We start from the raw sequence: 25,120 nt of genomic DNA, 5'->3' as shown, positions 1-25,120 counted from the left end.
GACGGTGCCTCCGTAGGCGCTGTTGCGACTGAGCCTATGTAGGTGTGTTCTCACCGCGAGTCGACAGTCAGCGGAGTGGGGAAATCGAGAGAACGCAGGCGGTCGGTCAGCCTACCAGTCGTACGCGTCGCGCGGGTCCACGTCATCGCGCTCGCGGTCGAAGACGTGCTCGCCGTCGACGAACACGTGCTGGGTGCTCGTGCCGACTTCGTAGAACGGACCGTCCCAGACGGCGATGTCGGCGTCCGTGCCGACTTTGAGCGTGCCGACGCGGTCCTCGATGCCGAGAATCTCGGCCGCGTTCCGGGTGACGGTGTCGAGCGCCGCCTCCTCAGGGAGTCCGGCGCGCACCGCGAGGCCGACACAGACGTCGAGGTGTTGCTGCGGCAGCACGGGGGCGTCGGTCTGGATGGCGACTTTGACGCCCGCGTCGTGGAGGATGCCCGGCGACTCGAACGTGATGTTGCGGAGTTCGTACTTCGCGCCGGAGTACAGCGACGGACCGCAGACGGCGGGCACGTCGCGCTTTGCGAACTCGTCGGCGACGAGGTGACCCTCCGTGGCGTGCTCGATGGAGAGGTCCTCGATGCCGAACTCGTCGGCGATGCGGAACACGGTCACGATGTCGTCGGCGCGGTGGGCGTGGACCCGAAGCGGCAGGTCGCCCTCGACGACGCGCGCGAGGTTCTCCATCCCCAAATCCCGGTCGAACGGTTCGCCGTCCTCGCTGGCTTTCGCGCGGCGGGCGACGTAATCTTCGGCGTCCATCAGCGCCTGCCGCAAGGTGGCGGCGACGCCCGGTCGCGTTGAGGGTTGGCGGTCCTTTCGCTCGCCGTGGAACCGCTTGGGGTTCTCGCCCATCGCGGCTTTCATCCCGTCCTCCTTGATGAGCATCTCGTCGGCAGTCAATCCATAGGTCTTCATCGAGCAGATGACGCCGCCGACGACGTTGCCCGACCCCATCCGGGCGGAGACGCTCGTCACGCCGTTCTGGAAGGCGTGCTTCAGTTCCTCGTCGCGGGGGTGGAAGCCGTCGAGCGCGCTCACATGCGGCGTCACGGAATCGGTTCCCTCGTTGAAGTCGCCGTCCTCGGGTTCGCCCCACTCGGCCATCCCGGCGTGGCTGTGCGCGTCGACGAGTCCGGGCGTGACGTGCGCGCCGTCCACGTCGAGTTCCTCGGCGTCGTCGGGCGCGGCCACATCGCCGACGCCCGCGATTTTGCCCTCCTGAATTAGGATGTCGCCCTCGATGGTTCCCTCGTCGGTCGCCGTGTGAATCGTCGCGTTGCGGATGACTGTCACGGTCATGCTCGGTGGTCCGCGTACGCCTAACAAAGCGTTTCGGTTCGAAATACGTTGGCCGGTGGTTCGAGCCGGAAGACGTGAACGCACGGTGAGCGGCTATCGGCCGAGCCTCTTTTGCGGTCCTCGTCGTACGCCCCTCAGATGAGCGCCTACGACGTTACCCTGATAATCGTCGCGCTCGCGCTCCTCGGTGCGGTCGCGCTGCCGCGTCTGCTCGAACACCGGCCGCTCTCGTTTCCGATGATCTACGTCGGCCTCGGAGTGGCCCTCTTTTCGTTTCCCGGCGTGCCGACCGTAGACCCCATCGGCAACGCCGTGGTAACCGAACGGCTCACCGAACTGGTGGTGATTGTCTCGCTGATGGGCGCGGGGCTGAAACTCGACCGCCCGTTCGACTGGCGGTCGTGGAGTTCGACGTGGCGACTGCTCGGCATCGCCCTCCCGCTCACCATCGCCGCCGTGGCGCTGCTGGCGTGGGGCGTCCTCGGACTGCTGCCGGCGACGGCGATTCTCTTGGGCGCGGTGATCGCCCCGACCGACCCCGTACTGGCCTCCGACATCGGGGCCGGGGCACCGCTCACGGAGATAGAGGAAGAACACGCGCCCGAATACGAGTGGGGAACCGTCCAGTTCGCGCTCACCTCCGAAGCGGGACTCAACGACGGACTGGCGTTCCCGTTCACGAATCTGGCCATCGCCGTCGCCGCCGCGGCGCTCTCCGCCGAAGAAGCGTGGCTCCTCGACTGGGTCCTCGTCGATGTGCTCTACAAGATCAGTGCGGGCGTCGTCGTCGGCTATCTAATCGGGGAGATCATGGCGCGGACCGTGTTCCGCGCGCCGGGAACGCTCCGCCTCGCAGAGGTGACGGCGGGCGCGGAGGCGCTGGCGGCGACATTTCTGGCCTACGGTCTGACCGAACTCGCGGGCGGCTACGGCTTCGTCGCGGTGTTCGTCGCCGCGCTGGCGCTCCGACACTTCGAGTGGGAGCACGACTACTACCGTCGACTGCACGACTTCGCCGTGATGGTCGAGCGACTCCTGTTGGCGACCGTGTTGGTGCTGTTCGGCGGCGCGCTCGCGGGGGGTCTCCTCGCACCGTTGACGTTACCGCTCGCGCTGCTCGGTCTCGCGCTCCTACTCGTCATTCGACCGTTCGTCGGCGCCGTCGCGTTCGTCGGCTCCGACGCGCCGCTGACGGACCGCGCCGTCGTCTCCTTCTTCGGTATTCGCGGCATCGGCTCGTTCTACTACCTCTCGTACGCGTTAGCTCACGCGTCGTTCCGGCAGCGAGAGCTCGTCGCCGCCGCCGAACAGCTCTGGGCGTTCGTCGGGTTCGTCGTTCTCGTCTCTGTTGTTCTCCACGGGGTGAGCGCAAGCCCCATTATGAACGAACTCGACCGTCGCCGTGAGCGAGCGACGGAGGCGGGCGCCGACACCGAACGTTAGCCTCTGACCAGCAGAACCGGCGCGTTTATCGAGCGCGTCACGCGGTCGGTCGTGCTCCCGAGCAGATGCTCCGAGATTCCCGAACGACCCGTCGCGCCCATCGCGACCAGGTCGACGGCGTGTTCCTCGGCGTAGTCGACGATAGCGGTGTCAGGCGTCCCTTCGAGAATTACCCGTTCGTGGTTGACACCGACGTTCTCCGCGCGCGCCACCGCATCGTCGAGCGCCTCCTCGGCCTGCCGTTCGAGCGTGTCCGACAGCTCCTGCGCGATCTGTCCGGAAGCCCCGGCCGACATCTCGGTGCCGACGTCGACGACGTGCAGGAAGTGGACCGTCGAATCGTGCGGCGCAGCGATTTCGAGCGCGTGTTCGACGGCGTTGAAACTCGCGTCGCTCCCGTCGGTGGGGACGAGGATGGTGTCGTACATTGCTCGGGAGCGTACCGGGACCAGACGGAAAAATGCTAAACGACAAACCGTTTCGGTGACCCGTCGGCGTCGACGACGGTCAACCTACTTTCTTCGCGAATTCGTTGGCCGACCCGTCAGTCGGTCAACCCGTACCCGCGCTTGAACAGCACCGTGTTGACGCCGACCATCGCCGCCGCCATGAACGACAGCACGGCCAGAGAGACGTTCGGGTCGACCTCGGAGGTGCCCAAGAAACCGTACCGGACGCCGTCGACCATGTAGAACATCGGGTTCAGGAGCGTCGCGGTCTGCAGCGGTCCGTCAGGGAGGTTCTCCAGCGCGTAGAACACGCCGCCGAAGAACACCAGGGGTCGGAGGATGAACTGGTTCATCATCGTCAGGTCGTCGAAGTCGTCGGCCCAGAGGCCGCCGACGATGCCGAAACTGGCGAACAGCACCGTGACGACGACAGCGAACGCGACGAGGTACAACGGCTTAGTGACGCCGACGCTCGTGAACACCGCGCCGACGGCCGAGATGATGACGCCGACGATGACGCCGCGGAGGGCACTCGAAATCGTGTACGCCCACACCATCTGCGAATACGACAGCGGCGAGGTGAGCGTCTCGTGGATGTACTCGTTCCACCGACCGTGGAAGATGGAGAACGATCCGTTCTCGAAGGCGTTCGAGATTGCCCCGAGGACCACGAGACCGGGCAGGATGAAGAGGATGTACGGCACGCCCGCAATCTGGCCGACGCGGTCGCCGAGGATGACCCCGAACACCGAGAAGTAGAGGACGTTGGTTATGAGCGGCGGGACGAACGTGTTTCGCGGGCGGCGGACGAACCGCAGAATCTCGCGGCGCGTCAGCGTCTTGAACCCGGTCGGGAACACCGCCACTACCGGTCACCTCCGGAAGCACCGGGCGCGCCGGGAGCCGCGGCGGTCGCTCTTTCGGCAGGCTCGTCGTCGCCGGTCGCCTCCTCGCCGCGCGTCATCTCGACGAACACCTCTTCGAGCGAGGTGCGCGAGATCTCGAGGTCGAGTATCTCGAAGCCCTCGCGGTCGAGTTCGCGGACGACGTCCGGCGCGACCAGTCCGCCCTGCCGCGCGGTGACGACGAGGCGGTTGTCTTCGAGTTCCACGTCTTCGATGTTCCCGTCGCCTGCGACGAGCGACGGGGCTTCGGCGGGCGGGTTGCGCAGTTGAATCTCGATGCGGTCGGTGCCGCGGTCCATCAGGTCCTCGGGACTGTCAACGGCGACGATGCGTCCCGAGTCGAGAATCGCCACCTCGTCGCAGAGGCGCTCGGCCTCCTCGATGTAGTGGGTCGTGAGCAGAATCGTCGTCCCCCCGTCGTTGAGTTCGGTGATGAGTTCCCAGAGGTCGTGGCGGAGCTGCACGTCGACGCCCGCCGTCGGCTCGTCGAGGATGAGAAGGTCGGGTTCGGTGATGAGCGCCCGCGCGAGGACGAACCGGCGCTTCATCCCGCCGGAGAGCCAGTCGAAGCGCGTGTCGCGCTTCTCGTAGATGCCGACGCGCTTGAGCACCTCGTCGGCGCGCTCTCGCGCCTCGTCGGCCGGGATGCCGTGGTAGCCGGCTTTGTGCTCCAGCACCTCGCGGATCGGGAAGAAGCGGTCGACGTTGAACTCCTGCGGGGCGAGACCGATAGCGTCGCGCGCCTCGCGGTAGTCGTCCTCCACGTCGTAGCCGAACACCTCGGCGGTGCCGCCGCTCTTGCGGACGAGGCCGACGAGAATCGAGATGAACGTCGTCTTCCCCGCGCCGTTGGGGCCCAAGAGACCGAAGAACGAGCCTTCGGGAACGGTGAGCGACACCCCGTCGAGCGCCTGTACCCCTTCGTACCGCTTCCGCAAGTCGCGGACTTCGATGGCGGCGGTCATTATCGTGCGTCGGCGACGGACGGGATTAAGGACAGCGGACGAGGCAGCAACGAGATATGGTAGCGTCGGTCAGGGGCGGTGAGACGGACGAGCGAAACGAAGGTGGGTCGACGAGACGGAGAGAGACTGACGGAAAACGACCGCCGACGCCGGTCGAAGGCGACTACTCGAGGTGGTGGTACTCCAGTTCGTGGCCTTCGTCGATGGCCTGCTGGACCTCCTCGCTCGGCAGGCCGACAGGTCGGTTCCGAAGGTCCATCCCGGTGTTGCCGCGGCGGACGAGAACGTTCTTGCGCCACTCGTCGCGTTTCTCGGGGTAGTCGGTTCGGTAGTGCGCCCCGCGTGACTCCGCGCGGCGCTTCGCCGATCGGAGCACGCCTTCGGCGACGACGAGCATGAACGAGAGGTCGACGGCGTCCTCGAACGCTCGGTTCGTCCGGTCGCCGTCTAGACGGAGGTCCGCCGTCCGCTCGCGCACCGCGGCGAGTTTCTCCAGTCCCTCGTCCAGCGACGCTTCGTCGCGGAGGATGCCCGCGTGGTCTTCCATCACCGCGCGGAGCGCCGCGAGCAACTCGGTGGGCGTCGTGTCGCCGTCGCTCTCGGCGAGGTCGGCCAGCGCGCGGAACTCACGTTCGGCGAGCGTCCGCATCCCGGGATGCAGCGACGGGTCGGCGTCCGTCGACTCGTCGACCGCGTCGGCGACGTGTTCGCCGACCAGTTTCCCGATGGCGACCGTCTCCGCGAGCGAGTTGCCGCCGAGGCGGTTCGCGCCGTGGACGCCCGCGACGGTCTCGCCGACCGCGTAGAGGCGCTTGATGCGCGTCTCGCCGGTGCGGAAGTCGATGTCGACGCCGCCCATCGAGTAGTGCGCCGTCGGCGCGACTTCGACCGCGTCCTCGGCGAGGTCGATTCCCAACTTCTGGAAGCGTTCGTACATCTTCGGCAGTCGCCGCTCGATGAACTCGCGTTCGTGGTGCGAGATGTCGAGGTAGACGCCGGCGTTCTCGGTGCCGCGACCCTCTCGCACCTCCTGGGCGATGGCGCGGGCGACTACGTCGCGGGCGTCTAGTTCCATCTGCGTCGGCGAGTACTTCTCCATGAAGCGCTCGCCCTCGGCGTTGAGGAGGTGGCCGCCCTCGCCGCGGACCGCCTCGGTGACGAGACGCCCCGACCACTCCTCGTTCCAATCGGAATCCTGCACCATCCCCGTCGGATGGAACTGGACGAACTCCAGATCCAGAAGGTCCGCGCCCGCCTCGTACGCCAGCGCCTGCCCGTCGCCGTTGTTCTCCTCGTCGCGCGAGGAGTGGCGGTCGTACAGCGCCGAGTAGCCGCCCGCCGCGAGGACGACGCGGTTCGCCTCGAAGAGCACGAAGTGGCCGTCCTCCATGTCGTAGCCGACGGCGCCGTGGACGCGCGCGCCGTCCGACAACAGGCGCGTCACCATCACGTTCTCTCGGTAGGGAATCTCGAGTTCTCGGGCCTTCGAGACGAGCGTCTCCAGCATCGCCTCGCCGGTGCGGTCGCCGACGAAGCAGGTCCGTCGGAACGACTGTGCGCCAAAGTACCGTTGGTCGATTTTTCCGTCTTCGGTCCGGTCGAACGGCATGCCCCACTCGGCGAGTTCACGGATGCGGTCGGGCATGTGCTTCGTCGTGAGTTCGACCGCGTCGGGGTCGTTGACGAAGTGGCCCTCGTCGTAGGTGTCGGCGGCGTGGATTCGCCAGTCGTCCTCTTCGTCAAGGCTCCCTAGCGCCGCGTTGATGCCGCCGGCGGCCCACGTCGTGTGCGCGTCGCCGTGACCGCGCTTCCCGATGACGAGGCAGTCGACGCCACGTTCGGCCAGCGCGATGGCCGTCCGCGCGCCAGCGGCACCCGCGCCGATGACCAGCACGGGGACGCGTACTTCCTCGTACTCGGGGACGTCGCCGTCCGAGTCGGACGGGTCCGTCGGAGGTGTTGGTATCATGAAATGTCTCCAACTATTCGTAGGGGCCGACCACGCCTAAGCCCTTCGCGCGCGCGTGCGAGCAAGCCGAAACCGTGGTACGGTGTTACAACACGAACGCCGAGTGGGTTACAGAATGGTCGTGGTACGTTGTGGTACATTTTGACACACATCGGTAACGTTTATGTATTAACCGCGTGACGTGTCTCGCAAGCGCCCGCAGCGAGCGGGCAACGGTGAACGATGCTCAGCCAGACCCACCACGTCACGTCGCCCACCCCCGCCGCCGAGCGGACGGCGAGCGGCGTGTCCACCGGCAACTGCGCCGGGAACGGGTCCGGCCCGTCCAAGCCGTACGGTCGGTTCGACTCCGTCATCGCGTAACGGCGCGACGCCCCCGGCGTCTGCGTCCCCAGCGCGGTCGTCGGAGTCGAACCCCCACGGTTCATTCTCCGGCGATTTTCGACGGCAGCGACGCGCGCGTCTCGCGCACGGCGGTTCGTCGCCATGCGCGCACCACGCCACGCGCCGCGTCCGCCGTCGCTGACGGAACGTCTTTCGACCGAAGCCACCGCCGCGAGGCGGTGGGGTCGGTAGCTCAAGCGGCAGAGCGGTCCGCGGACAGGTGAGGAATCGACTCCCTCCCGACCCCCTCATGTCAGTGCAGAAACTGCCCCCCGTGTCGGCCTCGGCCGACCTGACGGTGTACGTCTCGCGGGACGCCTCCGGCGACCTCCGGACGGGCGTCCGCGAGCGACTGCGAAAGCTAGACGGCGTGACCGACGTCGACGAATTCGAGGTCCGCGGTCTCCAACCCGGTCTGAACGACCTGACGGTCGAGATCCGCGCGACGCTCGTCGTCGAACTCGACGCGGAGGTTGCGGACGCCGCAGACGCCGAAAACGGTTCGGACGCCGCGGCGCTGGAAGCCCAGCTGCTCGACAGTTTTGGCGTCAAACGGGCGTCGGTCGTCTCGGAGGTGCGCGATGTCCGCGACGCGTGAGTGCGCTCTCGCGTCCGGCGCGCACTCTCCGCGGTCCACTGGTGGGACACGCCGGTCGACACCGGCGGAGGCGGGTTCGACTCCCGCCGGAGAGCCTTCTCCGTATCCGGTGACCGCGACTTCGCGTCTCCGACCGCAGCGACCGCCGAGGGGTTTTGCCGTTCGGTGCTGAACGGGTGATGTGAGCGATTCGGCGGAGACGAACCACTCCGAGACAGCCGAGACGGTGAGCAGCGCAAACCGCGCGACCAACGCCACCTCGACGACACGCGTCGCCGAGCACGCGGAGACGCTCGGTCGCCTGCGACGCCTCGGCCGACTCCTCGACAACTCGATTCGGATTCCGGGGACGAACCGCCGAATCGGTCTCGACCCGATAGTCGGTCTCGTGCCTGTCGTCGGCGACGTTCCCATCACGGCGGTGTCGGCGTACATCGTCGCCGAGGCCGCCTACCTCGGCGTGCCGAAAGTAACGGTGCTGCGGATGCTGTTCAACCTCGTCGTCGACGCCGTCGTCGGGTCGGTTCCGGTGGTCGGCGACGTGTTCGACGCCGTCTGGAAAGCGAACGCGAGAAACGTCGCGCTCGCCGAAGCGCGCCGCGGCGACCCGCGGGCCGAGGAGATAGACCGCCGATTCTTCACGCTCGTCGTCGGGGGCCTGTTCGTCCTGTTGCTAGCGCTGGGCGCGGCGTCGACGGTGGCGGTGCTGTGGCTTCTCGGTCAACTCGTCTGAAAACTCGCTTCGTCGCCGCTAACCGTCGACGTTAGTCATCGCCGAACGCCGCGTCGCGGCGAGCGCTACTGTCGGGAACGTAGACGTTCTCGGCGTTGTAGCCGCGACTGACGCGCGCCTGCAGGCGGACCACTTCGTCGAACGCGTCGCCGCCTTTCAGCAGCGCGAATCCGCCGACGATGAGCGCGAAGCCCGCGACGGTCCCCGGCGAGAGCGACTCGCCGAGCGCCGCCCAGCCGACGAGAGCGGTGACGACGGGGACGACGTACTTCACGAGGCTGATTTCGACCGCCCCGAGTCTGTCGAGCAGGTCGAAGTAGAGCACGTAGCCGACGGCGCTGGAGACGAGCGCGAGGTACGCGAGCGCCGCGAAGGCGGCGGGCGTCCACGTCACCAACAGCGGCGGCGTCTCGCCGAGCACCGCGCTGACCGCGTGGAGGAAACCGGCGCCGACGAGCATCATCCACGCCTGCGTCGGCACCAGCGACAGCGGCGCGTCGTAGCGCTCGGTGAGAACGGTTCCGAACGCGAAACTCACCGCCGCCAGCGCGAGCAGGACGATGCCGACGAGGTTGCCGCCGAGCGTGCTCCCGCCGGCGGCGACGACGACGACACCCGCCAGCCCGAGGAGGACGCCGACGACACCCCGCGCGTCGAGACGTTCATCGGGGAGCAGAAAGCGGGCGAAAAGCGGCGTCAGCACGGGTGCAGTGCTGGCGACGATGGCGGCGATAGCGCCGCCGACGTACCGCTGTCCGGAGAAGAGAAACGCGAAGTTCAGCCCGATAACTAACAGGCCGCCGACGGCGACGAGTCGCCACTCGGCGAGCGTTCGCGGCCGCCAGCGGTCGTTGCGGACGAGCGCGAAGGCGAACAGCGCCGCGCCCGCGACATCGTAGCGGAGCGCGGCGAACAGCACCGGCGGCAGCGTCGCCAGACCGGCGTCGATTGCGAGATAGGCGGTACCCCAGATGACCGAGAGCGTCAGGAACAACGCGAGATTTCGATAGCGGCTCATTCCGATAGGTGGTGGCGGTCGTAGCCGACGGGGGCATAAGAAGCTTCTCGCAGCCGTGATACCGCGGTTCACGGGAACTTGACCCATCGGAGACCGTGATACATAGTAAATAGCCTCGGAGATAGCCGTCGGAATCGGTGGGCCGCCGAATAGCAAGACGGAAAGCAACGCCGAGACGAGTATGCCCATGGGAATTCTCGACGACGCGCGCGCGTTGACCGAGGGCGGGCCGATCTGCAACGCCTGTCTGGGCCGGGCGTTCGCCGACCGGAGCTACGGACTGACCAACGGCGAGCGCGGTCGGTCGCTCCGCGTTGCCGCGGCGTTGGAGGACGACGAGGAGCCGGAAGACGTCGACCCCGCCGACTGCTGGGTGTGCGAAGGTCTCTGCGAGCGGTTCGACGAGTGGGCCGAGCGCGCCACCGCGACGGTGGACGGCGGCAACGGCGACGAACCCGTCGAGTTCGAGACGTATCAGGTCGGCACGCGAGCGCCGCCGCTCGTTGAGGAGAACGAGGCGCTGCTTCGAGAGATGGCGGGACTGCCCGAAGACGCCGGCGAGCCGTTCAAGTCCGAGTTCAACCGCGAGGTCGGCAAGCGGGTCGGCCGACTCACCGACACCGCCGTCGACTTCCAGCGACCAGACGTGCAGTTCATTCTCGACGTCGAGAGCGACACCGTCGAGACCGAGGTGAACTCCGCGTTCGTCTACGGCCGGTACCGAAAGCTCGTCCGCGATATCCCGCAGACCGAGTGGCCGTGCCGCGAGTGCGACGGCAGCGGCCGACAGGGAAGACAGACCTGCGACCGCTGCGGCGGCAGCGGCTACCTCTACGAGGACAGCGTCGAGGGCCTCAGTTCCCCCGTCGTCCTCGACGTGATGGACGGCGTCGAGTCGCTGTTCCACGGCGCGGGCCGCGAGGACGTCGACGCGCTGATGCTCGGGACGGGCCGACCGTTCGTCATCGAAATCAAGGAACCGCGCCGCCGCGACGTCGACGTGGAGCGGCTCGAAGGTGACATCAACGCGTTCGCCGACGGGAAAGTCGAAGTCGAGGGACTCCGCCTCGCCGAGCACGACATGGTCGAGCGGGTGAAGAGTCTGGACGCGAGCAAGATCTACCGCGCGGAAGTCGAGTTCGACGCCGACGTGAGCGAGGCGACACTCTCTGAGGCCGTCGAGGAACTCACCGGCGCGACCGTCGAACAGTACACGCCGCAGCGTGTCGACCACCGACGCGCGAACCTCACGCGAACCCGCCACGTCTACGACGCAACCGCCGAGCGCGTCGACGAGCGGCACGCGACGGTCGAGGTCCACGGTGAGGGCGGCCTCTACATCAAGGAACTCGTCTCCGGCGACGACGGCCGAACCGAGCCCAGTCTGGCCGGAGTGCTCGGTGTCTCCGCCGTCGTCACAGCGCTCGACGTGCTCGCTGTCGAAGGCGAGGACGAACCGTTCGAGCGCGAAGAGTTTTTCAGGTGACGAATCCGGCCGCCGAAGCCGTTCTCGACGTGTGATACCGTCCCGAAGTTGCTACCGTTCCAGACGGTACTGCTTCGGCCGGGAGTGGAGGCGGATACACGCGCAAATCGTATCGGAGCACTCGTGACTTTGGTAGCCTATAGCAAGAATTATTACTAGATGAGATTAGCCGTCGGACGGGTGCTGACGCATCGCGGGAGGAATCTGACACACCAGCGGTAACACGGGGGTACCAGTACCCGGTTGTGGTTGACACACCTCACCTCCCGCGGACTCCCGTACACCGCCCGGATAGTAAGGTATTGTCACCGTATTCACACACTGACACTGTAGTCGTATCTGTGACGTCTCGGTGAGACGCGCCCGGAATCGACCCCCTGTCGGAGACTAATCGCAACCGCGTGACCGAAGACGGCGAGAACGAGCGCGAGCACGCCTGCGTCGCGACGGACGGAAACACCTTAGCGCTCGCCGGGAGAGGGCGCAATCATGGAACTCGGTGCCGACGAAGCGGGGAAGGGACCGGTGCTCGGTCCCATGGTCGCGGCGGCGGTTCGCGCGCCCTCGGCGGCGCTACCGGACGGACTTGACGACTCGAAACGGCTCTCACCGGCGAAGCGGGAGTCGCTCGCGGCGCGACTCTGCGAGGATTCGGCGGTGACCGTCGGCGTCGCCGTCGTCGCACCGGCGCGCATCGACGACCCGGAGACGGACATGAACGGTTTGACCGTCGCCGCGCAGGCGGAGGCGCTCGCCGCCGTCGCCGAGAACGGCGACGTCGCCGTCGTCGATGCGGGCGACGTGGACGAAGCGCGGTTCGGTCGCCGAGTACGCGCGGCCGTCGAAGCCGGCGGTCGAAAAATCGACGTGCGGTCGGAACACCGCGCCGACGAGTCGCATCCGGTCGTCAGCGCGGCGAGCGTCGTCGCCAAAGTCGAGCGGGACGCGCGCGTCGAGGCTATCGCAGAGTCGTACGGCGACGTCGGGAGCGGCTATCCGAGTGACCCGACGACGCGGACGTTTCTTCGGGAGTACGTCCGCGAACACGGGACGCTCCCGGACTGTGCGCGTTCGTCGTGGCAGACCTGCGCCGACGTGCTGGCGGCCGCCGAGCAGTCGGCGCTGTCGGAGTTCTGATCAGAACACTCCGATTGCGAGCGCGCCGAAGAACAGTCCGAACACGACGGTGGTCGCGAGCAGTACGATCATCAGGTAGTCGAACGCCCCTTCGGGTGTTCCGAGCGTTGGTAGGTGCATATCACCTCGTTTGACCCCCACCGTCTTGTGCGTATAGGGTTCGAGTCGGACGACAACAGAGAAAGAATGCGACGAACGTAACGATCGACAGGAACTGGCCACGATACGGTCAAAAACTGCGGAAACGAAAGAACGAGGGGAACGTCGACCGCTCAGCGGTCGGTCAAGAGCGCCCGCAGGATGTCACCGTAGGCGGGTCGGGTGACGATGACGCCGATGAGCACGCCGAGGATGGTGAAGATGGCGAAGCCGCGCAGGTCGCCGAGCGAGAGCACCGCCAGCGGACTCATCGCGATGATGGTCGTCACGGCGGCCGCGCCGATGACCCAGAACGCCTTCTTGAAGCGCGACTGGAACACCTTTCTGGAGTGCACGTCGCCTTCGGCCATCACCTCGTCGGCGATGATGATGAGGTCGTCCACCCCCGTTCCGATGACGGCGATGAAGCCGCCGATGACCGCGAGGTCGAGCGGGTAGCGCAGCCACGCCGCCGCGCCGAGGAGGATGACCACCTCCGACAGCGCCGTCACGACCATCGGGGCCGCGACGCGGGCGGAGCCGTAGCGGAAGAAGACGACTGCGCTGACGGCGAGCACGGCGACAATGCCCGTGATGAGCGAGTTGATGCGGAAGTTCTCACCCTGCGTCGGCGAGATGTACGACGACGTTCCCTCGCCGTCCGGGCCGATGTCCAGCGGCGCGGGGAGCGCGCCGGCGCGAAGGTTTATGGAGAGCTGCTGGGCCTCCGAGTAGTTCGTCGTCTGGAGGACGAACTGCGGGTTGCTCTCCCACTGGCCGCTCCGCATGTCGTCGGCGAGACCGGGGCTCATCCCGGCCGAGTAGATGACTTCGCCGTCGACGACGGTCAACAGACACGGTCCCGTCTCGTTGGGGTTCTCGTCGTAGCTACAGACGCTTCCCCCATCGCCAGCGACGCCGGTTTCGACCATCCGCTGCTGGAACTCCGGCGCTTCGGACTCGCGAATGACCACGGGCACGTTCGGCGGACTGCCGCCCTGCCCTTGCTCGGGGTTGCCGATGTCCTGGAAGTCGCCCTGTTCGAGCACCATCTCGCGGCGGTACTCCGTCGAGCCGTTCTCTTCGACCGGGTAGTAGGCGTCGACCTGCACCTGACCCTGCTGGCTGACGAGCTCGAGCACGTCCGAGCGCTGTTCGTCGGGTACTTCGATGAGGACGAAGTACTCGCCGGTCGACGTGGAGACGATGCGCGCGGAGCCGCCGGAGAGCCCCGCCTGATTGATCTTGTTGCTGATGACGGCGACGGTCTGCTCTCGGGTCTCCTCGGTGACGCCGTCGCGAACGTTGCCGTACTCGTAGCCGGCCGCGTCGAGCGCCGCGGCGAGATCGTCAGTGGAGACGTTTCGCGTCGTGACTTCGACGGTCGCCGAGCGGTCCTGCGTCGGCTGTCGGACCGTCACGTCGGTCACGTCGGCGTTCGGCAGCTCGCCGGCGACGTTCTGGGCGACCTGCGCGGTCGAGTCGTTGTCGAACTCGACTTCCTCGGCGGTGACGCCGACGAGCGGCGCGCGGATGCGGGTCCCGCCCGAGAGGTCGAGTCCGTAGACGAGGTTTGTCGGGCCGTCGCTGGCTCCGGCGACGCTCCCGTTGCCGGCGGTCTGGTTCCCGTCTGCGCCGCCGGCGGCGCCGCCGGCGGGACCGAACAGCGCGAACACGCTGGCGACGAGGAGGACGACCAGCAGGATGACCCGCCAGTTGTCGCGGAGGGTGCTCATCGCCTCACCCCCTCGAACTTGTACCAGCGAAGCAGGCTGAGGTTCAGCAGGTACGTGTTCATCAGGTCGGCGGTCAGCCCGAAGACGAGGATGATACCGATGGCCGAGAGCAGTTGGATTCCGAACAGCGTCGCCGTAATCGTCATGACGATCATCGCGGCGAGCGACGTGAGCGTCATCGTGACACCCGTCCGCATTGCGCGGTACGTCGACTCGTAGAAGTCGCCCGATCGGCGCAGGATGTGGTCGTTCAGGAGGATGTCGGAGTCGACGCTGTACCCGATGAGCATCAACAGTGCGGCGACGGTCCCCAACGAGAGTTCGATGCCGAGGAGGTTCATCAGCGCTACCGGGATGACGACGTCGGAGAACGCCGAGACGACGACGGCGATGGAGGGGACGAACGTCCGGAACAGCGCGAAGACGACGAGGCTCATCCCGAGGAACGCGACGCCGACGCCGCCGAGCGCGAGTCGCTGGGAGTCACCCGCGAAGCTCGCCGAGACCGTCGAGAGACTTTGTATTTCGAGACGCTGGGCCGCGTCGTTCGGCGGGTTCTCTACCGTCTGTTCCAACTGCGCGGGGTCCGTGTCGGGACCGAAGGTGACGACGTACGTCCCGTCGGACGGGACGGACTGAATCGACTCGATGTCGGCATCGAACGCCCGCTGGATGACCTGCTCGGCCTGTCCGTCGGGGGCGTCGACGGCGAGTCGCACCTCCGTTCCGCCGGAGAACTCGGTTCCGAGCGCCACGGGCGCGCCCGTCGTCGCGAACGTGACGGCGATGACGAGAAGGGCGAGCGCGAGGACCGCGAGCGGAACCGCCGCGAGTTGGCGATTCGTGTACCGGGTGTAATCGACCTCCGGTACGTCGAATGCAACCATGTCGGGCGGTAGTCAGCCCGTCGAATAAGCCTTCTTAAATTTCCGTGCCCTCATGTGCCTCGGTCGCGTACGGTTCTCGATGGCCGAATCCACCCAGACGGACGACGAGAACCGCCAGCGAACCGCGACGCGGGTCGTCCTCTCGCATCCGAAGAACCTCAGCGAGTGGGGGCGCGACCAGATTTCGACAGACCGATATCGGGGCTATCTTCGCCGGAAACTCGACGAGCCCGCCGTCGGCGACGCGATCGAGACGTTCGTGGACACCGGTTGCTGCGGCAACAGCCTCGACGTGCGGTTCCGCGTCGAAGCCGTCGACGGCGGCAACCTCGTCGGCGACGAAACGGCCGTGGAGTACGCCGAACGCGACGAGACGATGGAAGGCGGGTGGCGCGTACAGAGCAGAGCGGGACCGACGAGGTGAGCGGTGGCGGCCGCGGACAGAGAGTGGTCCGGAGAACCGCCGCTCGTAGCGCACGAGAGCCACCGCTCGTGGTATGCTGTGTCACCCGCTAACGAGGACCCCAAACGTCTTAACCGTCTCCGTATCCTTCTTAAACTGTGAGCGAAGAAACTGGGCGTCGGAACCTTCGAATGCCCAACGACGACGAGCTGTTCGCGGTCGTCACCGAGCACAACGGTGGCAATCACGTCCGCGTTCGCTGCAACGACGGCAAAGAGCGAATGGGACGGATTCCCGGCCGCATGAAGTACCGCACGTGGATCAACGAGGGCGACGTCGTCCTCGTCGAGCCGTGGGACTGGCAGGACGAGAAGGCCAACATCGAGTGGCGTTACACCGACCAGGACGCCGAGCAGCTCCGGCAAGAAGGCCACATCCAGTAGTCGATTTTTCTTCGTCTGCGGAAGCGGCCATCGGAGCGAGACGAGATCTATCGGCGACGACGCGAGCGTTCGCCGGGAGCGACGCGTAGAGTTCTGCGGTGACTACGGCATGTACCGAACCGAGACGACGCCGGGCGACGAACGCACTTCCACCCTACTGACGCCGAGTCGCGCCGCCCGCGAGAGCAGCCCCTCCTCGTCGTCGAGCACGTCGGCGACGGCTTGCTCGGTTCTGTCCTCGGGGACCGTCACGACGTGAATTTCGCCAGTTCCGGCGCGCTCGCGTCGCGTCAGTTCGCCCACGGGTTGCTCGGCGGCGACGTCGCGGACCATCGTCGTCGGCGACTCGCTGCTCTCCTCGATTCGGAGCGGCCGACGCGAGTTGACCTCGACGAGTTGCCACGTGACGTTCATCGGTGGGTCGGGCGCGACGACGCCCTCGACGGCGTCATGTCGCTCGACACCCGGATTCGACGCGAGGGTGTGGACCTGCCCGTCTTCAACGTCCTTCAATACGGCCGTCTCGTCGTCCGCGGCGGTGACGAGGAACGTCCCTTCCTTTGAGTCGTCAGTCATGCCCGCCGATAGGTCAGCGGGACGTTTCTCGGTTTCGTCGTCTCGGCGGTGTGTGAGGCGATACCGAGCATCGCGGGACGTTGCCGTTGCCGTTGGAGTCACCGAAGCCGGCGGTGGACGTCGTAGATGAAAAGCGCCGCCAGCAGCGGCGGGACCAACCCAGCCAACTGCGGGAGGCCGTAGAGGAACTCAACGAGCGGGGCGAGCGTCCCGTCGACCGGCGTCTGCAAGTCGGGCGGAACGGTGATTATCGCGCCGACGTACAGCGACGCGAGAAAGACGAACCCCGCGAGGCCGAGCGCGAAGTCGTACCGTTCGCCCTCACGTGTCTTTTCGCGACGGTGTCGACGCGCGACGAACAGCGTCGGCGCGAGAATCGGCGCGACGAGGAGGAGACCGACGACGGCGTAGAACGAACGAGAGAGCGTTAACTGGCCGCCGCCGAAGTTCGCCGTCTGGCCGATGAGGACGACGAGGCCCGTCCCGACCACGAGCGTGACGAACAGCGCGACGAGCGCGCTCACGGCGGCATAGAGGCGGAACAGCCACGAGGTCGAGTGTCTGAGCGCGTAGGGGAACGCACCGAAGACGCCGTTGTAACCGTCGGCCATCGTCGGCAGTTGGCCCCGGGGCCGATTAAGCCGATTGGTCCGTGAGTCCGTCCGCAGGGGAGAGACTCTCGTCGCCTGTGGCGAGGACAACGCCTTTGGTGTCGGCGCGCGCGCGTTCGGCCATGTACGTCGACCTCGGCAACGTCCTCGACTCGACGCCGGGACTGAGCCGCGAGCAGTTGGAGCGACTCGACGAACGCGTCGCCGACGCCCACGAACGCATCGAGCGGGGTCGCGCCGACGCCGAACACGGCTACGCGGCGTTAAATCTGCCAGAGACGACCGACCCCGACGAGATTCGCGCCGCGGTCGAACCGTTCGGTGACGCCGAGGCCGTCCTGACCGTCGGCATCGGCGGCAGCGCCCTCGGCGCGGCAACCGTCTCGGAGGCGCTCGGCGGCGACGTCGACGCGCACTTCCTCGACAACGTCGACCCCGAGGCGACGACGACGCTTCTCGACTCCCTCCCGTTGGATCGGACCGCAGTAAACGTCGTCTCCCGGTCTGGAACGACCGCCGAAACGCTCGCGAACTTCCTCGTCGTCCGCGACGCGATGGAGTCGGCGGGCGTCGACTGGACCGAGCGGACGTTCGTCACGACCGGCGAGGAGGGCAACCTCCGCGAGTTGGCCGACAACCACGACCTCCCCGCGCTGCAGGTGCCCGACGGCGTGCCGGGTCGCTTCTCGGCGCTCTCCACCGTCGGCCTCGCCTGCGCGGCGATTCAGGGCCACGACCTCGACGCGATTCTCGCGGGCGCGGCCGACGAGGCCGAGAGCCTCTCGGGGTCGCTGTTCGACTCGCCCGCCTACGCCTACGGCGCGGCCGCCTACGCGCTCGACCGCCGCGGCGCGACGGTCAACGCGATGATGCCGTACGCCGAGTCGCTGGAGTACTTCGCCGAGTGGTTCGCGCAACTGTGGGCCGAGAGCCTCGGCAAGGAGGGGGTCGGCCAGACGCCCGCCCGCGCGCTCGGCGCGACCGACCAACACTCGCAACTCCAACTCTACAGAGCGGGTCGCCACGACAAACTCGTCACGCTCGTCCGTCCGCGAGAGCGCGAGGACCGACCGATTCCCGAGACCGACCTCGACGGACTGTCGTACCTCGGCGGGTCGACGCTCGGCGAACTGCTCGACGCGGAGTTCGAGGCGACGGAAGCGAGTCTCGCGGCGGCGGGCCAACCCAACGTTCGCGTCGAAATCGATCGCGTCGACGAACGCGGGGTCGGCGAACTCCTGTACGGGATGGAGGCCGCCTGCGTCCTCTACGGGGAACTGGAGAACGTCTCGACGTTCACGCAACCGGCCGTCGAGTGGGGCAAGCGCGCCGCGCGCGGCCTCCTGGGCGGCGGCGACTTCGAGGAAGCCGACGCCGTCAGCGACAAGACGCGACTCGAAGTCGAGTAGTCGAGAGTCGGGAGATCGGTCGCCGGTGACCGAACGACGCCGCACCCGACCGGTGCATCTATTCGGCGTCGACCGGTAGTGTACGACGAGCAGATGCAGTCAGAACCTTCCCCGCAGTCACAGTCCCCGACGCACGTACAGGTCGCCGGGACCGTCGTCTCCGTCGTCGCCGGCGCGTTCGCCGTTGGGATCGCCGTCTCGCTCGTCGGCGTATTGCTACTTCGGCTCGCGGGCGTCTCGACGGAGACGCCGGCGATGCGCGCCGCCCTCAGTTCGCTGCAGTACGTCGGCTTCGGCATCGCCGCCTACCTCTACCTCTCGAAGCGGAACGAGTGGGACATCGTCCGCTGGCGGATCCCGACGCTCCGCGACGTCGGCTGGATCTTCGGCGGCCTCGTGATTCTCGTCGGCGCGCTCGTCGCCGTCTCCGCCGTCATCCAGCAGCTCGGCATCGAGGTGGCGGCCAATCAGGTGATCACGACCGGCCAGCAGAACCCCATATACTTCCTCTACATGGTGCCGGTGACGGTGTTCTTCGTCGGGCCAATGGAGGAACTCATCTTCCGCGGCATCGTTCAGGAGAAGCTCCGCCGCATCTACGGACAGACGCTCGCCGTCGTCGTCGCCAGCGCCGTCTTCGCGGTCGCTCACTGGCTGGCGCTCATCGGCAGCGGCGGCGGCAAAATCGCGAGCATCGCGGTCATCTTCGTCCTCGGCGCTATCCTCGCGCTGCTGTACGAGTGGTCGGAGAATCTGGTCGTCGTGGCCGTCGTCCACGGCCTGTTCAACTCCTACCAGTTCCTCGGTCAGTACGCTATCGCGACCGGCCTGATTCCGGGCGCGTAGAGAAACGGAGCGCGGTCGAACGGCCGGCTTACGCCGGGTTCTTTCGCGTGAGGTCCGACCCGCAGATGGGACAGCGGTCGTGTTTCTCGTCGAACTCGCGTCCGCAGCCGGCGCACTGGAACCGCCAGTTGCGCTGCTCTTCGATGCCCTCGCGGGCGATGACCTTCACCGAGACGCCGAGGTGTTCGGCGACGTTCTGCATCGCGTAGTCGTCGGTGACGAGCGTCGCGTCGAGTTCGAAGGACGTGGCGAGCAGTCGCATGTCGGTCTCCGAGAGCACGTCGGCGTCGCCCGTCTCCGCGGCGGCGCGACCGATGGTCTCGACGGCCCCCTCGGCGGGGATGTGGATGTGCATCCCCGCGCCCTCCATCGCGTCGAAACGGAACGCGTGTTCGCCCTCCAGTTCCGACTGCACGTCGGGTATCGAAGCGGTCTGCTCGTCGGTGTGGTACTCGTGTATGAACGCCGAAGAATCGAGAACTTGCATCTACCTAACGCTGGACGACGATGTAATCTTTCACCGCTTTGACGTGGCTGACCGGAATTCGGAACCGGCCGTCGTCGTCTCGGTCGAGCGATCCCGTGTCGACGGTGAACGCCTCCTCGTCGGGGGTGACGAGCAGGTCCGAGAGCGCGCCCGTCTTGTGGTTCATCGTGATGTTGTACAGCATGCCGAGTTCGGTTCCGTCCGAACCCATGACGGCTTTACCCGAGAGGTTCTCGGCGAGTATGTCGGCCATAGCCGCCTATTCGAGTCCGGTCACATAAACGCCACGGGGTCGTCTGACGGGCGTCTGTCGGTCGTCGAGGAAAGAGACAGTATTTCGTCGAAGAGCATCTCTCTATCCTGTATTTCTCTCGTGTCGGAATCAGCAGCAGACGGAGTTGAAACACTTAACTTCGGCCCCCCGTATTCGACGGATAAGAGAACTTCTCCGGGGCGATTTTCATGTCAGACACGGACCAGCCACCTCAATCCGAGACGCTTCGCACACCCATCGTCGCCGTTCTGGGTCACGTCGACCACGGGAAAACCAGCCTCCTCGACAAGATCCGGGGGTCGGCCGTCAGCGAGGGCGAGGCCGGCGCCATCACCCAGCACATCGGCGCGACGGCAGTTCCGCTCGAAACCGTCTCGTCGATGGCCGGAAGCCTCGTCGACCCCGACGACTTCGATTTGCCCGGCCTGCTGTTCATCGACACGCCGGGGCACCACTCGTTTTCGACGCTCCGCTCGCGCGGCGGTGCGCTCGCCGACATCGCCATCCTCGTCGTCGACGTGAACGACGGCTTCCAACCGCAGACCGTCGAGGCACTGGACATCCTCAAGCGGACGGGAACGCCGTTCGTCGTCGCTGCCAACAAAGTCGACACTACGCCAGGGTGGAACCCGCAGGAGGGGTCGCCCATCAAACCGTCGTACGACGGCCAGAGCGACCGGGCGCGGCAGATGCTCGACACCAACCTCTACGAGATAATCGGCCAACTCTCCGACGAGGGCCTGTCGGCTGACCTCTACTGGCGCGTTCAGAACTTCCAGAAGAACGTCGGCGTCATCCCCGTCTCCGCGATGACCGGCGAGGGGATTCCCGACCTGCTCGCCGTCCTGATGGGGCTCTCCCAGCGCTACATGAAAGCCGAGATGGCCGTCGACATCGCCGGTCCCGGCGCGGGGACCGTGCTCGAAGTGAAGGAGGAGCGCGGCTTCGGTGCGACGCTCGACGTGGTACTGTACGACGGCACCGTCCGCGAGGGCGACACCGTCGTCGTCGGCGGGACGAACGGGCCCATCGTCACCGAGGTTCGGGCGCTGTTGCAACCGCGACCGCTCGCCGAGATTCGCACCGAGAAGCGCTTCGAGCGCGTCGACGAAGCGAAAGCCGCCGCGGGCGTGAAAATCGCCGCCCCCGACCTCGACGCCGCGATGGCGGGCGCGCCGGTTCGCGTCGTCCGGGGCCGCGACGTCGACGACGTGATTCAGGACGTGCAGGCCGAACTCGCCGAAATCGAGGTCAGCACCGAGGACGAGGGCGTCGTCGTGAAAGCCGACACGCTCGGCAGTCTGGAGGCGATGGCGAACGCGCTGAAAGAAGCCGAGATTCCCATCCTACGCGCGGAGGTCGGCGACGTGGCCCCGCGCGACGTGGCCGTCGCCGGAACCGCCCGCGAGGACGAGCACAAGGTCATCCTCGCGTTCAACGTCGACGTGCTGCCGAACGCCGAGAACGAACTGGAGAACAGCGACGTGCGACTGTTCGACGACGACGTCATCTACCAACTCATCGAGGAGTACGACGAGTTCGTCACCGAGCGCAAGCGCGCCCAGCAGGAGACGGTGCTCGACAAGATCGTCCGCCCGGCGCGCTTCCGCATTCTCCAAGACCACGTGTTCCGCCAGAACGACCCCGCCGTCGTCGGCGTCGAGATCATGTCCGGGACGCTGAAGAACAACATGCGCGTCGTGAAGTTCGACGGCGACAAGCCGACGCGCGTCGGCCAGCTCTCCGGCATCCAGGAGCAGGGCGAGGACGTTAAGCAGGTCCGCGCGGGCAACCGCGTTAGCGTCGCCATCGACGGCCCGACGGTCGGCCGCCAGATAGACGAGGGCGACGAGCTGTGGGTCGAACTCCCCGAGAAGCACGCGAAGATTCTCGAACAGGAGCTGTCGAGCGAGATTCCCGGCGACGAGTTGGAGGCGCTGCAGGGCTACCTCGACAAACACCGCCGCCGCGACCCGTTCTGGGGGAAGTGAGTCGCCGCGTCTCGCCCGCTCTCACCGCAGTCTGTCCACTTCCGTCCGACTTCGTCCCTCTCGTCCGGAGCGCCCCGTAACCGGGCGATACGTTACGAGGAACTTTCCAATTGGTCACCTGAGCGTAACGTGAAGTGAAATTTTAGTGGTCAGGGGCCGTTACTGTCGCGTGAGGTGGTGAATAGTGAGTGTAGGAATCGATAGAACCGGTAGCATCGCCGCTTCGACGAACGGGATATCGCGCTACGACCTCCTGTTGGCGCTCATTCCGACGTTGCTCCTGGCGGGCCTCCTCGTCGGTGCGACGTCGTCGCTGTCGCTCGCGCACGGCGTGGCGCTAGGGGCGCTGCCTGCTGCCGCGCTGGTGGGTTACGGGATGTTCGTCGAGGCGCCGGTCGAGCCGACCGGTCGGTGAATCGACAGCCGAGAGACGAACGGCGGGAGCGAGACGACCTCGGCGACGTTCGTTCTCGTTTCGACGCGAACCGCACGTCGAGAGTGACCGCTCTCGGCGGTCCGCGGATTCGAGCGGCGGTGTGCGGAAACGCGAGGAGAGTTATCTCGCGGTCGGCGTGACGCCGTCGCCAACGGCGGTCATCACCTGCATCGCGGCGCTGGCGGCGAGACCCCGCGCGACTTCGCGGCGGTCCTCGTCGTCGAGACCGGATTCGAGGTCGTCGGTGTCGGGTTTGAACCCGGCGCTGACGGCGTGACCCGCCGGGGGGTGGACCGCGACGGTCGCTCGCGGGCCGTTCGAATCGTAGGAGAGTTCAGAGCCGATGGCGTAGCTGTCGGGGAGATACTCGCGGGTCTGGGCGACGATGCTGGCGACCGCTCGGCGGAGCTGCTGTTTCTGGTCGCCGGTAAGCTCCGTCGACAGATTCGGCTGGTCGGTGTCGACGGCATCCGGAACGCCCGCAAAGGGGGTGTTTCCGTTCATACTAACTCAATCGTGCGCTTTAGGCGGTATCCGAGTAAAAAGGCGTCGGCAGGAGCAAGATTATATAATCGGTTCGCTCTCGCCGTAGGCCGCGACCACGAGCGCCGTCGTGTACTCGCCGGAGTTAGCCTCGGCGGAGGCGACTTCGACGTGTTCCGCCTCGAACGCCCACTCGCGGAGGTCGCGTCCCGCGTCGAGACCGGCGGTGACTCGCTCGCGAACCGTTTCGGGGTCCGTCTCGCCCGCCGACTCGTAGAACAGCCCCGGCCCCGGTCCGGTCGTCCAACCGAGACCGGCGGAGACGCGACCCGGTCCGGCGGTGGTCGCGCGCGCCTCGACGACGGTGAGACGCCCTCCGGCCGGGCCGAGGTCGGGCGCGGTTTCGACGTACTCCACCTCGGCGTCGGGGGGGACGACCGAGGAGACGGCGACGAGGTTGTAGTTGTGGATGTTCGCCTCGGCGAGGGCGGCGTCGTACGACGACATCGGCGTCGGGCCGGTCGCAACGCCGCTCACGACGCGAATGGTGCTCATTGTCGGAAGACGACGCGGCGGGAAGTAAGCGCTTGCGAAAACCGGCGAACGGTCAGTACTGGTAGTCGGTGAACTCGCCGACAGGGCCGTCGTCTCCGTCGGTTTCGGCGAGTTTTTCGCGGGCGGCCTCGAAGTCCTCCATCCGGACCTCGGTACGGTCGTCGCGGATGGCGAACATCCCCGCCTCGGTGGTGAGGCTGGCGATGTCCGCGCCGCTGAAGCCGTCGAGGTCGTCGGCGAACGTCTCGAGGTCCACGTCGTCGGCGACGTTCATCCGACTCGTGTGGATGTCGAGGATGCGGCGGCGTCCCTCCTCGTTCGGTTTGGGCACTTCGATGAGGCGGTCGAAGCGACCCGGCCGGAGGATGGCCTCGTCGAGCATGTCGAAGCGGTTCGTCGCCGCGATGATGCGGATCTCGCCCCGCTCTTCGAAGCCGTCCATCTCGTTGAGCAGTTGCATCATCGTCCGCTGAACCTCGGCGTCGCCCGACGTCTTCGAGTCGGTCCGCTTGGAGGCAACGGCGTCTATCTCGTCGATGAAGATAACGGCGGGTTCGCGCTCGGCGGCGAGCGAGAACAGGTCGCGGACCAGTCGTGCGCCCTCGCCGATGAACTTCTGGACCAACTCGGAGCCGGCCATCTTGATGAACGTCGCGTCGGTCTGGTTGGCGACGGCTTTCGCGAGCATCGTCTTGCCGGTTCCCGGCGGGCCGTACAGCAGGACGCCCGCGGGCGGCTCGACGCCGACTTCCTCGAACAGTTCCGGCGAGGCCAGTGGGTCCTCGACGGCCTCTTTGACCTCCCGGATCTGCTCGTCGAGACCGCCGATGTCGTCGTAGGTCACGTCCGGTGATTCCTCGACTTCCATCGCCTGCGCTCTGGCGTCGGTCTCGTCGTCGAGGATACGCTGGACCGCAAAGGAGTCGTTGATGGCGACGCGGTCGCCTGCCTCCAGTTTGTTCTCCAGTTGCGGCGAGACTTCGGTCAGCACCTCCTGATTGTTGCCGTGCTGCTTGATGACGACGCCGTCGTCGGACACCTCTTCGACGGAGGCGAGGTACAGCGACGCCTTCTTCAGCGTGTCGTTGCGGCGTTTCAGCTGGTCGACCTCCTCCTGAAGGTCTTCCATCCGGTTGTCTGCCTGTGCTAACCGTTCATCTAGCTCCTCGTTGACCTGGACGATGCGTGCGAGATGCTTCTGCATCGCGTCGAGTCGCTCGGCGTCCGACATCTCTGGGTCGAGGTCGAGCCGAGGGCGGTCGGGGAGCGACGGACTCCGAGACATTCTCTATACGGAGTATGGGGGTGCGCATAAATGGGCCTTTGGGTAAGAGTGAACTTACCGGCGCCCCGGCGTTTTGGCCCCGAATATCGATGCCAAACGCGCAGACTGGACCGTCGGCCGGGACGAGACGAACGCCATCGGATTCTCGAAGGCGACTCTGACGTA

At 66.5% G+C, this 25,120-nt stretch carries 27 protein-coding genes; 11 read left to right on the top strand and 16 right to left on the bottom strand.

The window, feature by feature from the left end:
- Positions 1-111: 111 nt before the first annotated feature.
- Positions 112-1,308: an amidohydrolase family protein gene (locus LAQ58_RS00135; RefSeq protein ID WP_224448599.1), complete on the bottom strand. Its 1,197-nt coding sequence runs from the start codon at positions 1,306-1,308 to the stop codon at positions 112-114.
- 138 nt (positions 1,309-1,446) lie between these two features.
- Here LAQ58_RS00135 and LAQ58_RS00130 point away from each other — a divergent pair, with 138 nt between their 5' ends.
- Positions 1,447-2,751, top strand: coding sequence for a cation:proton antiporter (locus LAQ58_RS00130; RefSeq protein WP_224448598.1), 1,305 nt, complete (start codon positions 1,447-1,449; stop codon positions 2,749-2,751).
- On the opposite strand, the gene LAQ58_RS00125 is transcribed toward LAQ58_RS00130, so the two are convergent.
- The 5 genes from LAQ58_RS00125 to LAQ58_RS00105 form a co-directional block, all read right to left on the bottom strand.
- On the bottom strand, positions 2,748-3,179 hold the full coding sequence (locus LAQ58_RS00125; RefSeq protein WP_224448597.1) for a universal stress protein: 432 nt from the start codon (positions 3,177-3,179) through the stop codon (positions 2,748-2,750). The genes LAQ58_RS00130 and LAQ58_RS00125 overlap by 4 nt on opposite strands.
- 116 nt (positions 3,180-3,295) lie before the next feature.
- Positions 3,296-4,066 (bottom strand): ABC transporter permease, encoded by a 771-nt coding sequence (locus LAQ58_RS00120; RefSeq protein ID WP_224448596.1) that lies wholly within the window; start codon positions 4,064-4,066, stop codon positions 3,296-3,298.
- On the bottom strand, positions 4,066-5,070 hold the full coding sequence (locus LAQ58_RS00115; protein WP_224448595.1) for an ABC transporter ATP-binding protein: 1,005 nt from the start codon (positions 5,068-5,070) through the stop codon (positions 4,066-4,068). Before LAQ58_RS00115 ends, LAQ58_RS00120 begins: the two co-directional genes overlap by 1 nt.
- Positions 5,071-5,233: 163 nt before the next feature.
- Positions 5,234-7,039 carry an L-aspartate oxidase gene (locus tag LAQ58_RS00110; RefSeq protein ID WP_224448594.1) on the bottom strand — a complete coding sequence of 602 codons (1,806 nt, stop codon included), beginning with the start codon at positions 7,037-7,039 and terminating at the stop codon, positions 5,234-5,236.
- 161 nt (positions 7,040-7,200) lie between these two features.
- Complete coding sequence (locus tag LAQ58_RS00105) at positions 7,201-7,527, bottom strand: hypothetical protein (protein WP_224448593.1); 327 nt, start codon at positions 7,525-7,527, stop codon at positions 7,201-7,203.
- A gap of 152 nt (positions 7,528-7,679) precedes the next feature.
- Between LAQ58_RS00105 and LAQ58_RS00100 the strand changes: the two genes are divergently transcribed.
- Both LAQ58_RS00100 and LAQ58_RS00095 read left to right on the top strand, forming a co-directional pair.
- Positions 7,680-8,021, top strand: a complete 342-nt coding sequence (locus LAQ58_RS00100) for a hypothetical protein (protein ID WP_224448592.1) — start codon at positions 7,680-7,682, stop codon at positions 8,019-8,021.
- A gap of 181 nt (positions 8,022-8,202) precedes the next feature.
- Positions 8,203-8,754, top strand: a complete 552-nt coding sequence (locus tag LAQ58_RS00095) for a DUF4112 domain-containing protein (RefSeq protein WP_425490674.1) — start codon at positions 8,203-8,205, stop codon at positions 8,752-8,754.
- Between the two features lie 31 nt (positions 8,755-8,785).
- Here LAQ58_RS00095 and LAQ58_RS00090 read toward each other — a convergent pair whose 3' ends face one another.
- A complete protein-coding gene (locus LAQ58_RS00090) occupies positions 8,786-9,772 on the bottom strand; it encodes a DMT family transporter (protein ID WP_224448591.1) in 987 nt (328 codons plus the stop codon).
- 187 nt (positions 9,773-9,959) lie between these two features.
- Here LAQ58_RS00090 and LAQ58_RS00085 point away from each other — a divergent pair, with 187 nt between their 5' ends.
- Together LAQ58_RS00085 and rnhB are read left to right on the top strand one after the other, a co-directional pair.
- Entirely contained in the window at positions 9,960-11,258 is a 1,299-nt protein-coding gene (locus LAQ58_RS00085; protein ID WP_224448590.1) for a tRNA pseudouridine(54/55) synthase Pus10, read from the top strand.
- A 489-nt stretch (positions 11,259-11,747) separates the two neighbouring features.
- Positions 11,748-12,395, top strand: a complete 648-nt coding sequence (gene rnhB, locus LAQ58_RS00080; protein ID WP_224448589.1) for a ribonuclease HII — start codon at positions 11,748-11,750, stop codon at positions 12,393-12,395.
- 272 nt (positions 12,396-12,667) lie between these two features.
- On the opposite strand, the gene LAQ58_RS00075 is transcribed toward rnhB, so the two are convergent.
- Positions 12,668-14,269 (bottom strand): preprotein translocase subunit SecD, encoded by a 1,602-nt coding sequence (locus LAQ58_RS00075; protein ID WP_224448588.1) that lies wholly within the window; start codon positions 14,267-14,269, stop codon positions 12,668-12,670.
- Positions 14,266-15,156 (bottom strand): protein translocase subunit SecF, encoded by an 891-nt coding sequence (secF, locus tag LAQ58_RS00070; protein ID WP_224448587.1) that lies wholly within the window; start codon positions 15,154-15,156, stop codon positions 14,266-14,268. Before secF ends, LAQ58_RS00075 begins: the two co-directional genes overlap by 4 nt.
- Positions 15,157-15,235: 79 nt before the next feature.
- On the opposite strand from secF, the gene LAQ58_RS00065 reads away from it, so the two are divergent.
- Positions 15,236-15,580: a DUF7968 family protein gene (locus tag LAQ58_RS00065; protein WP_224448586.1), complete on the top strand. Its 345-nt coding sequence runs from the start codon at positions 15,236-15,238 to the stop codon at positions 15,578-15,580.
- A 137-nt stretch (positions 15,581-15,717) separates the two neighbouring features.
- The gene (eif1A, locus tag LAQ58_RS00060) at positions 15,718-16,002 is read left to right on the top strand and encodes a translation initiation factor eIF-1A (protein ID WP_117594401.1); all 285 of its coding nucleotides are present in this window, start codon (positions 15,718-15,720) and stop codon (positions 16,000-16,002) included.
- A 102-nt stretch (positions 16,003-16,104) separates the two neighbouring features.
- Here the strand turns inward: eif1A and LAQ58_RS00055 are convergent, their stop codons facing one another.
- Positions 16,105-16,578 (bottom strand): DUF5812 family protein, encoded by a 474-nt coding sequence (locus tag LAQ58_RS00055; RefSeq protein ID WP_224448585.1) that lies wholly within the window; start codon positions 16,576-16,578, stop codon positions 16,105-16,107.
- A gap of 98 nt (positions 16,579-16,676) precedes the next feature.
- The gene (locus LAQ58_RS00050; RefSeq protein WP_224448584.1) at positions 16,677-17,189 is read right to left on the bottom strand and encodes a DUF8056 family protein; all 513 of its coding nucleotides are present in this window, start codon (positions 17,187-17,189) and stop codon (positions 16,677-16,679) included.
- A 122-nt stretch (positions 17,190-17,311) separates the two neighbouring features.
- Between LAQ58_RS00050 and LAQ58_RS00045 the strand changes: the two genes are divergently transcribed.
- Both LAQ58_RS00045 and LAQ58_RS00040 read left to right on the top strand, forming a co-directional pair.
- Complete coding sequence (locus LAQ58_RS00045; RefSeq protein WP_224448583.1) at positions 17,312-18,598, top strand: glucose-6-phosphate isomerase; 1,287 nt, start codon at positions 17,312-17,314, stop codon at positions 18,596-18,598.
- A 93-nt stretch (positions 18,599-18,691) separates the two neighbouring features.
- Positions 18,692-19,444 (top strand): CPBP family intramembrane glutamic endopeptidase, encoded by a 753-nt coding sequence (locus LAQ58_RS00040; protein ID WP_224448582.1) that lies wholly within the window; start codon positions 18,692-18,694, stop codon positions 19,442-19,444.
- Positions 19,445-19,472: 28 nt separating this feature from the next.
- Here LAQ58_RS00040 and LAQ58_RS00035 read toward each other — a convergent pair whose 3' ends face one another.
- Both LAQ58_RS00035 and LAQ58_RS00030 read right to left on the bottom strand, forming a co-directional pair.
- Positions 19,473-19,931: an NOB1 family endonuclease gene (locus tag LAQ58_RS00035; RefSeq protein WP_224448581.1), complete on the bottom strand. Its 459-nt coding sequence runs from the start codon at positions 19,929-19,931 to the stop codon at positions 19,473-19,475.
- 4 nt (positions 19,932-19,935) lie between these two features.
- Positions 19,936-20,184, bottom strand: coding sequence for a PRC-barrel domain-containing protein (locus LAQ58_RS00030; protein ID WP_224448580.1), 249 nt, complete (start codon positions 20,182-20,184; stop codon positions 19,936-19,938).
- A 209-nt stretch (positions 20,185-20,393) separates the two neighbouring features.
- On the opposite strand from LAQ58_RS00030, the gene infB reads away from it, so the two are divergent.
- Complete coding sequence (gene infB, locus LAQ58_RS00025) at positions 20,394-22,196, top strand: translation initiation factor IF-2 (RefSeq protein ID WP_224448579.1); 1,803 nt, start codon at positions 20,394-20,396, stop codon at positions 22,194-22,196.
- Positions 22,197-22,380: 184 nt separating this feature from the next.
- Complete coding sequence (locus LAQ58_RS00020) at positions 22,381-22,611, top strand: DUF8015 family protein (RefSeq protein WP_224448578.1); 231 nt, start codon at positions 22,381-22,383, stop codon at positions 22,609-22,611.
- 141 nt (positions 22,612-22,752) lie between these two features.
- Here LAQ58_RS00020 and LAQ58_RS00015 read toward each other — a convergent pair whose 3' ends face one another.
- Genes LAQ58_RS00015 through pan2 form a run of 3 tightly spaced genes read right to left on the bottom strand, consistent with a single transcriptional unit; the run spans position 22,753 to position 24,955 of the window.
- Positions 22,753-23,136, bottom strand: a complete 384-nt coding sequence (locus LAQ58_RS00015; protein WP_224448577.1) for a DUF5811 family protein — start codon at positions 23,134-23,136, stop codon at positions 22,753-22,755.
- Positions 23,137-23,196: 60 nt separating this feature from the next.
- On the bottom strand, positions 23,197-23,670 hold the full coding sequence (locus tag LAQ58_RS00010) for a pyruvoyl-dependent arginine decarboxylase (protein WP_224448576.1): 474 nt from the start codon (positions 23,668-23,670) through the stop codon (positions 23,197-23,199).
- Positions 23,671-23,722: 52 nt separating this feature from the next.
- Positions 23,723-24,955, bottom strand: coding sequence for a proteasome-activating nucleotidase Pan2 (gene pan2 / locus LAQ58_RS00005; protein ID WP_224448575.1), 1,233 nt, complete (start codon positions 24,953-24,955; stop codon positions 23,723-23,725).
- Positions 24,956-25,120: the final 165 nt, after the last annotated feature.

The organism is Haloprofundus salilacus (assembly GCF_020150815.1).
In the GTDB taxonomy this organism is placed as follows: Archaea; Halobacteriota; Halobacteria; order Halobacteriales; family Haloferacaceae; genus Haloprofundus; species Haloprofundus salilacus.
Note: the sequence above shows the minus strand (reverse complement) of the source record. Positions and strands in the feature narration are given on the sequence as shown.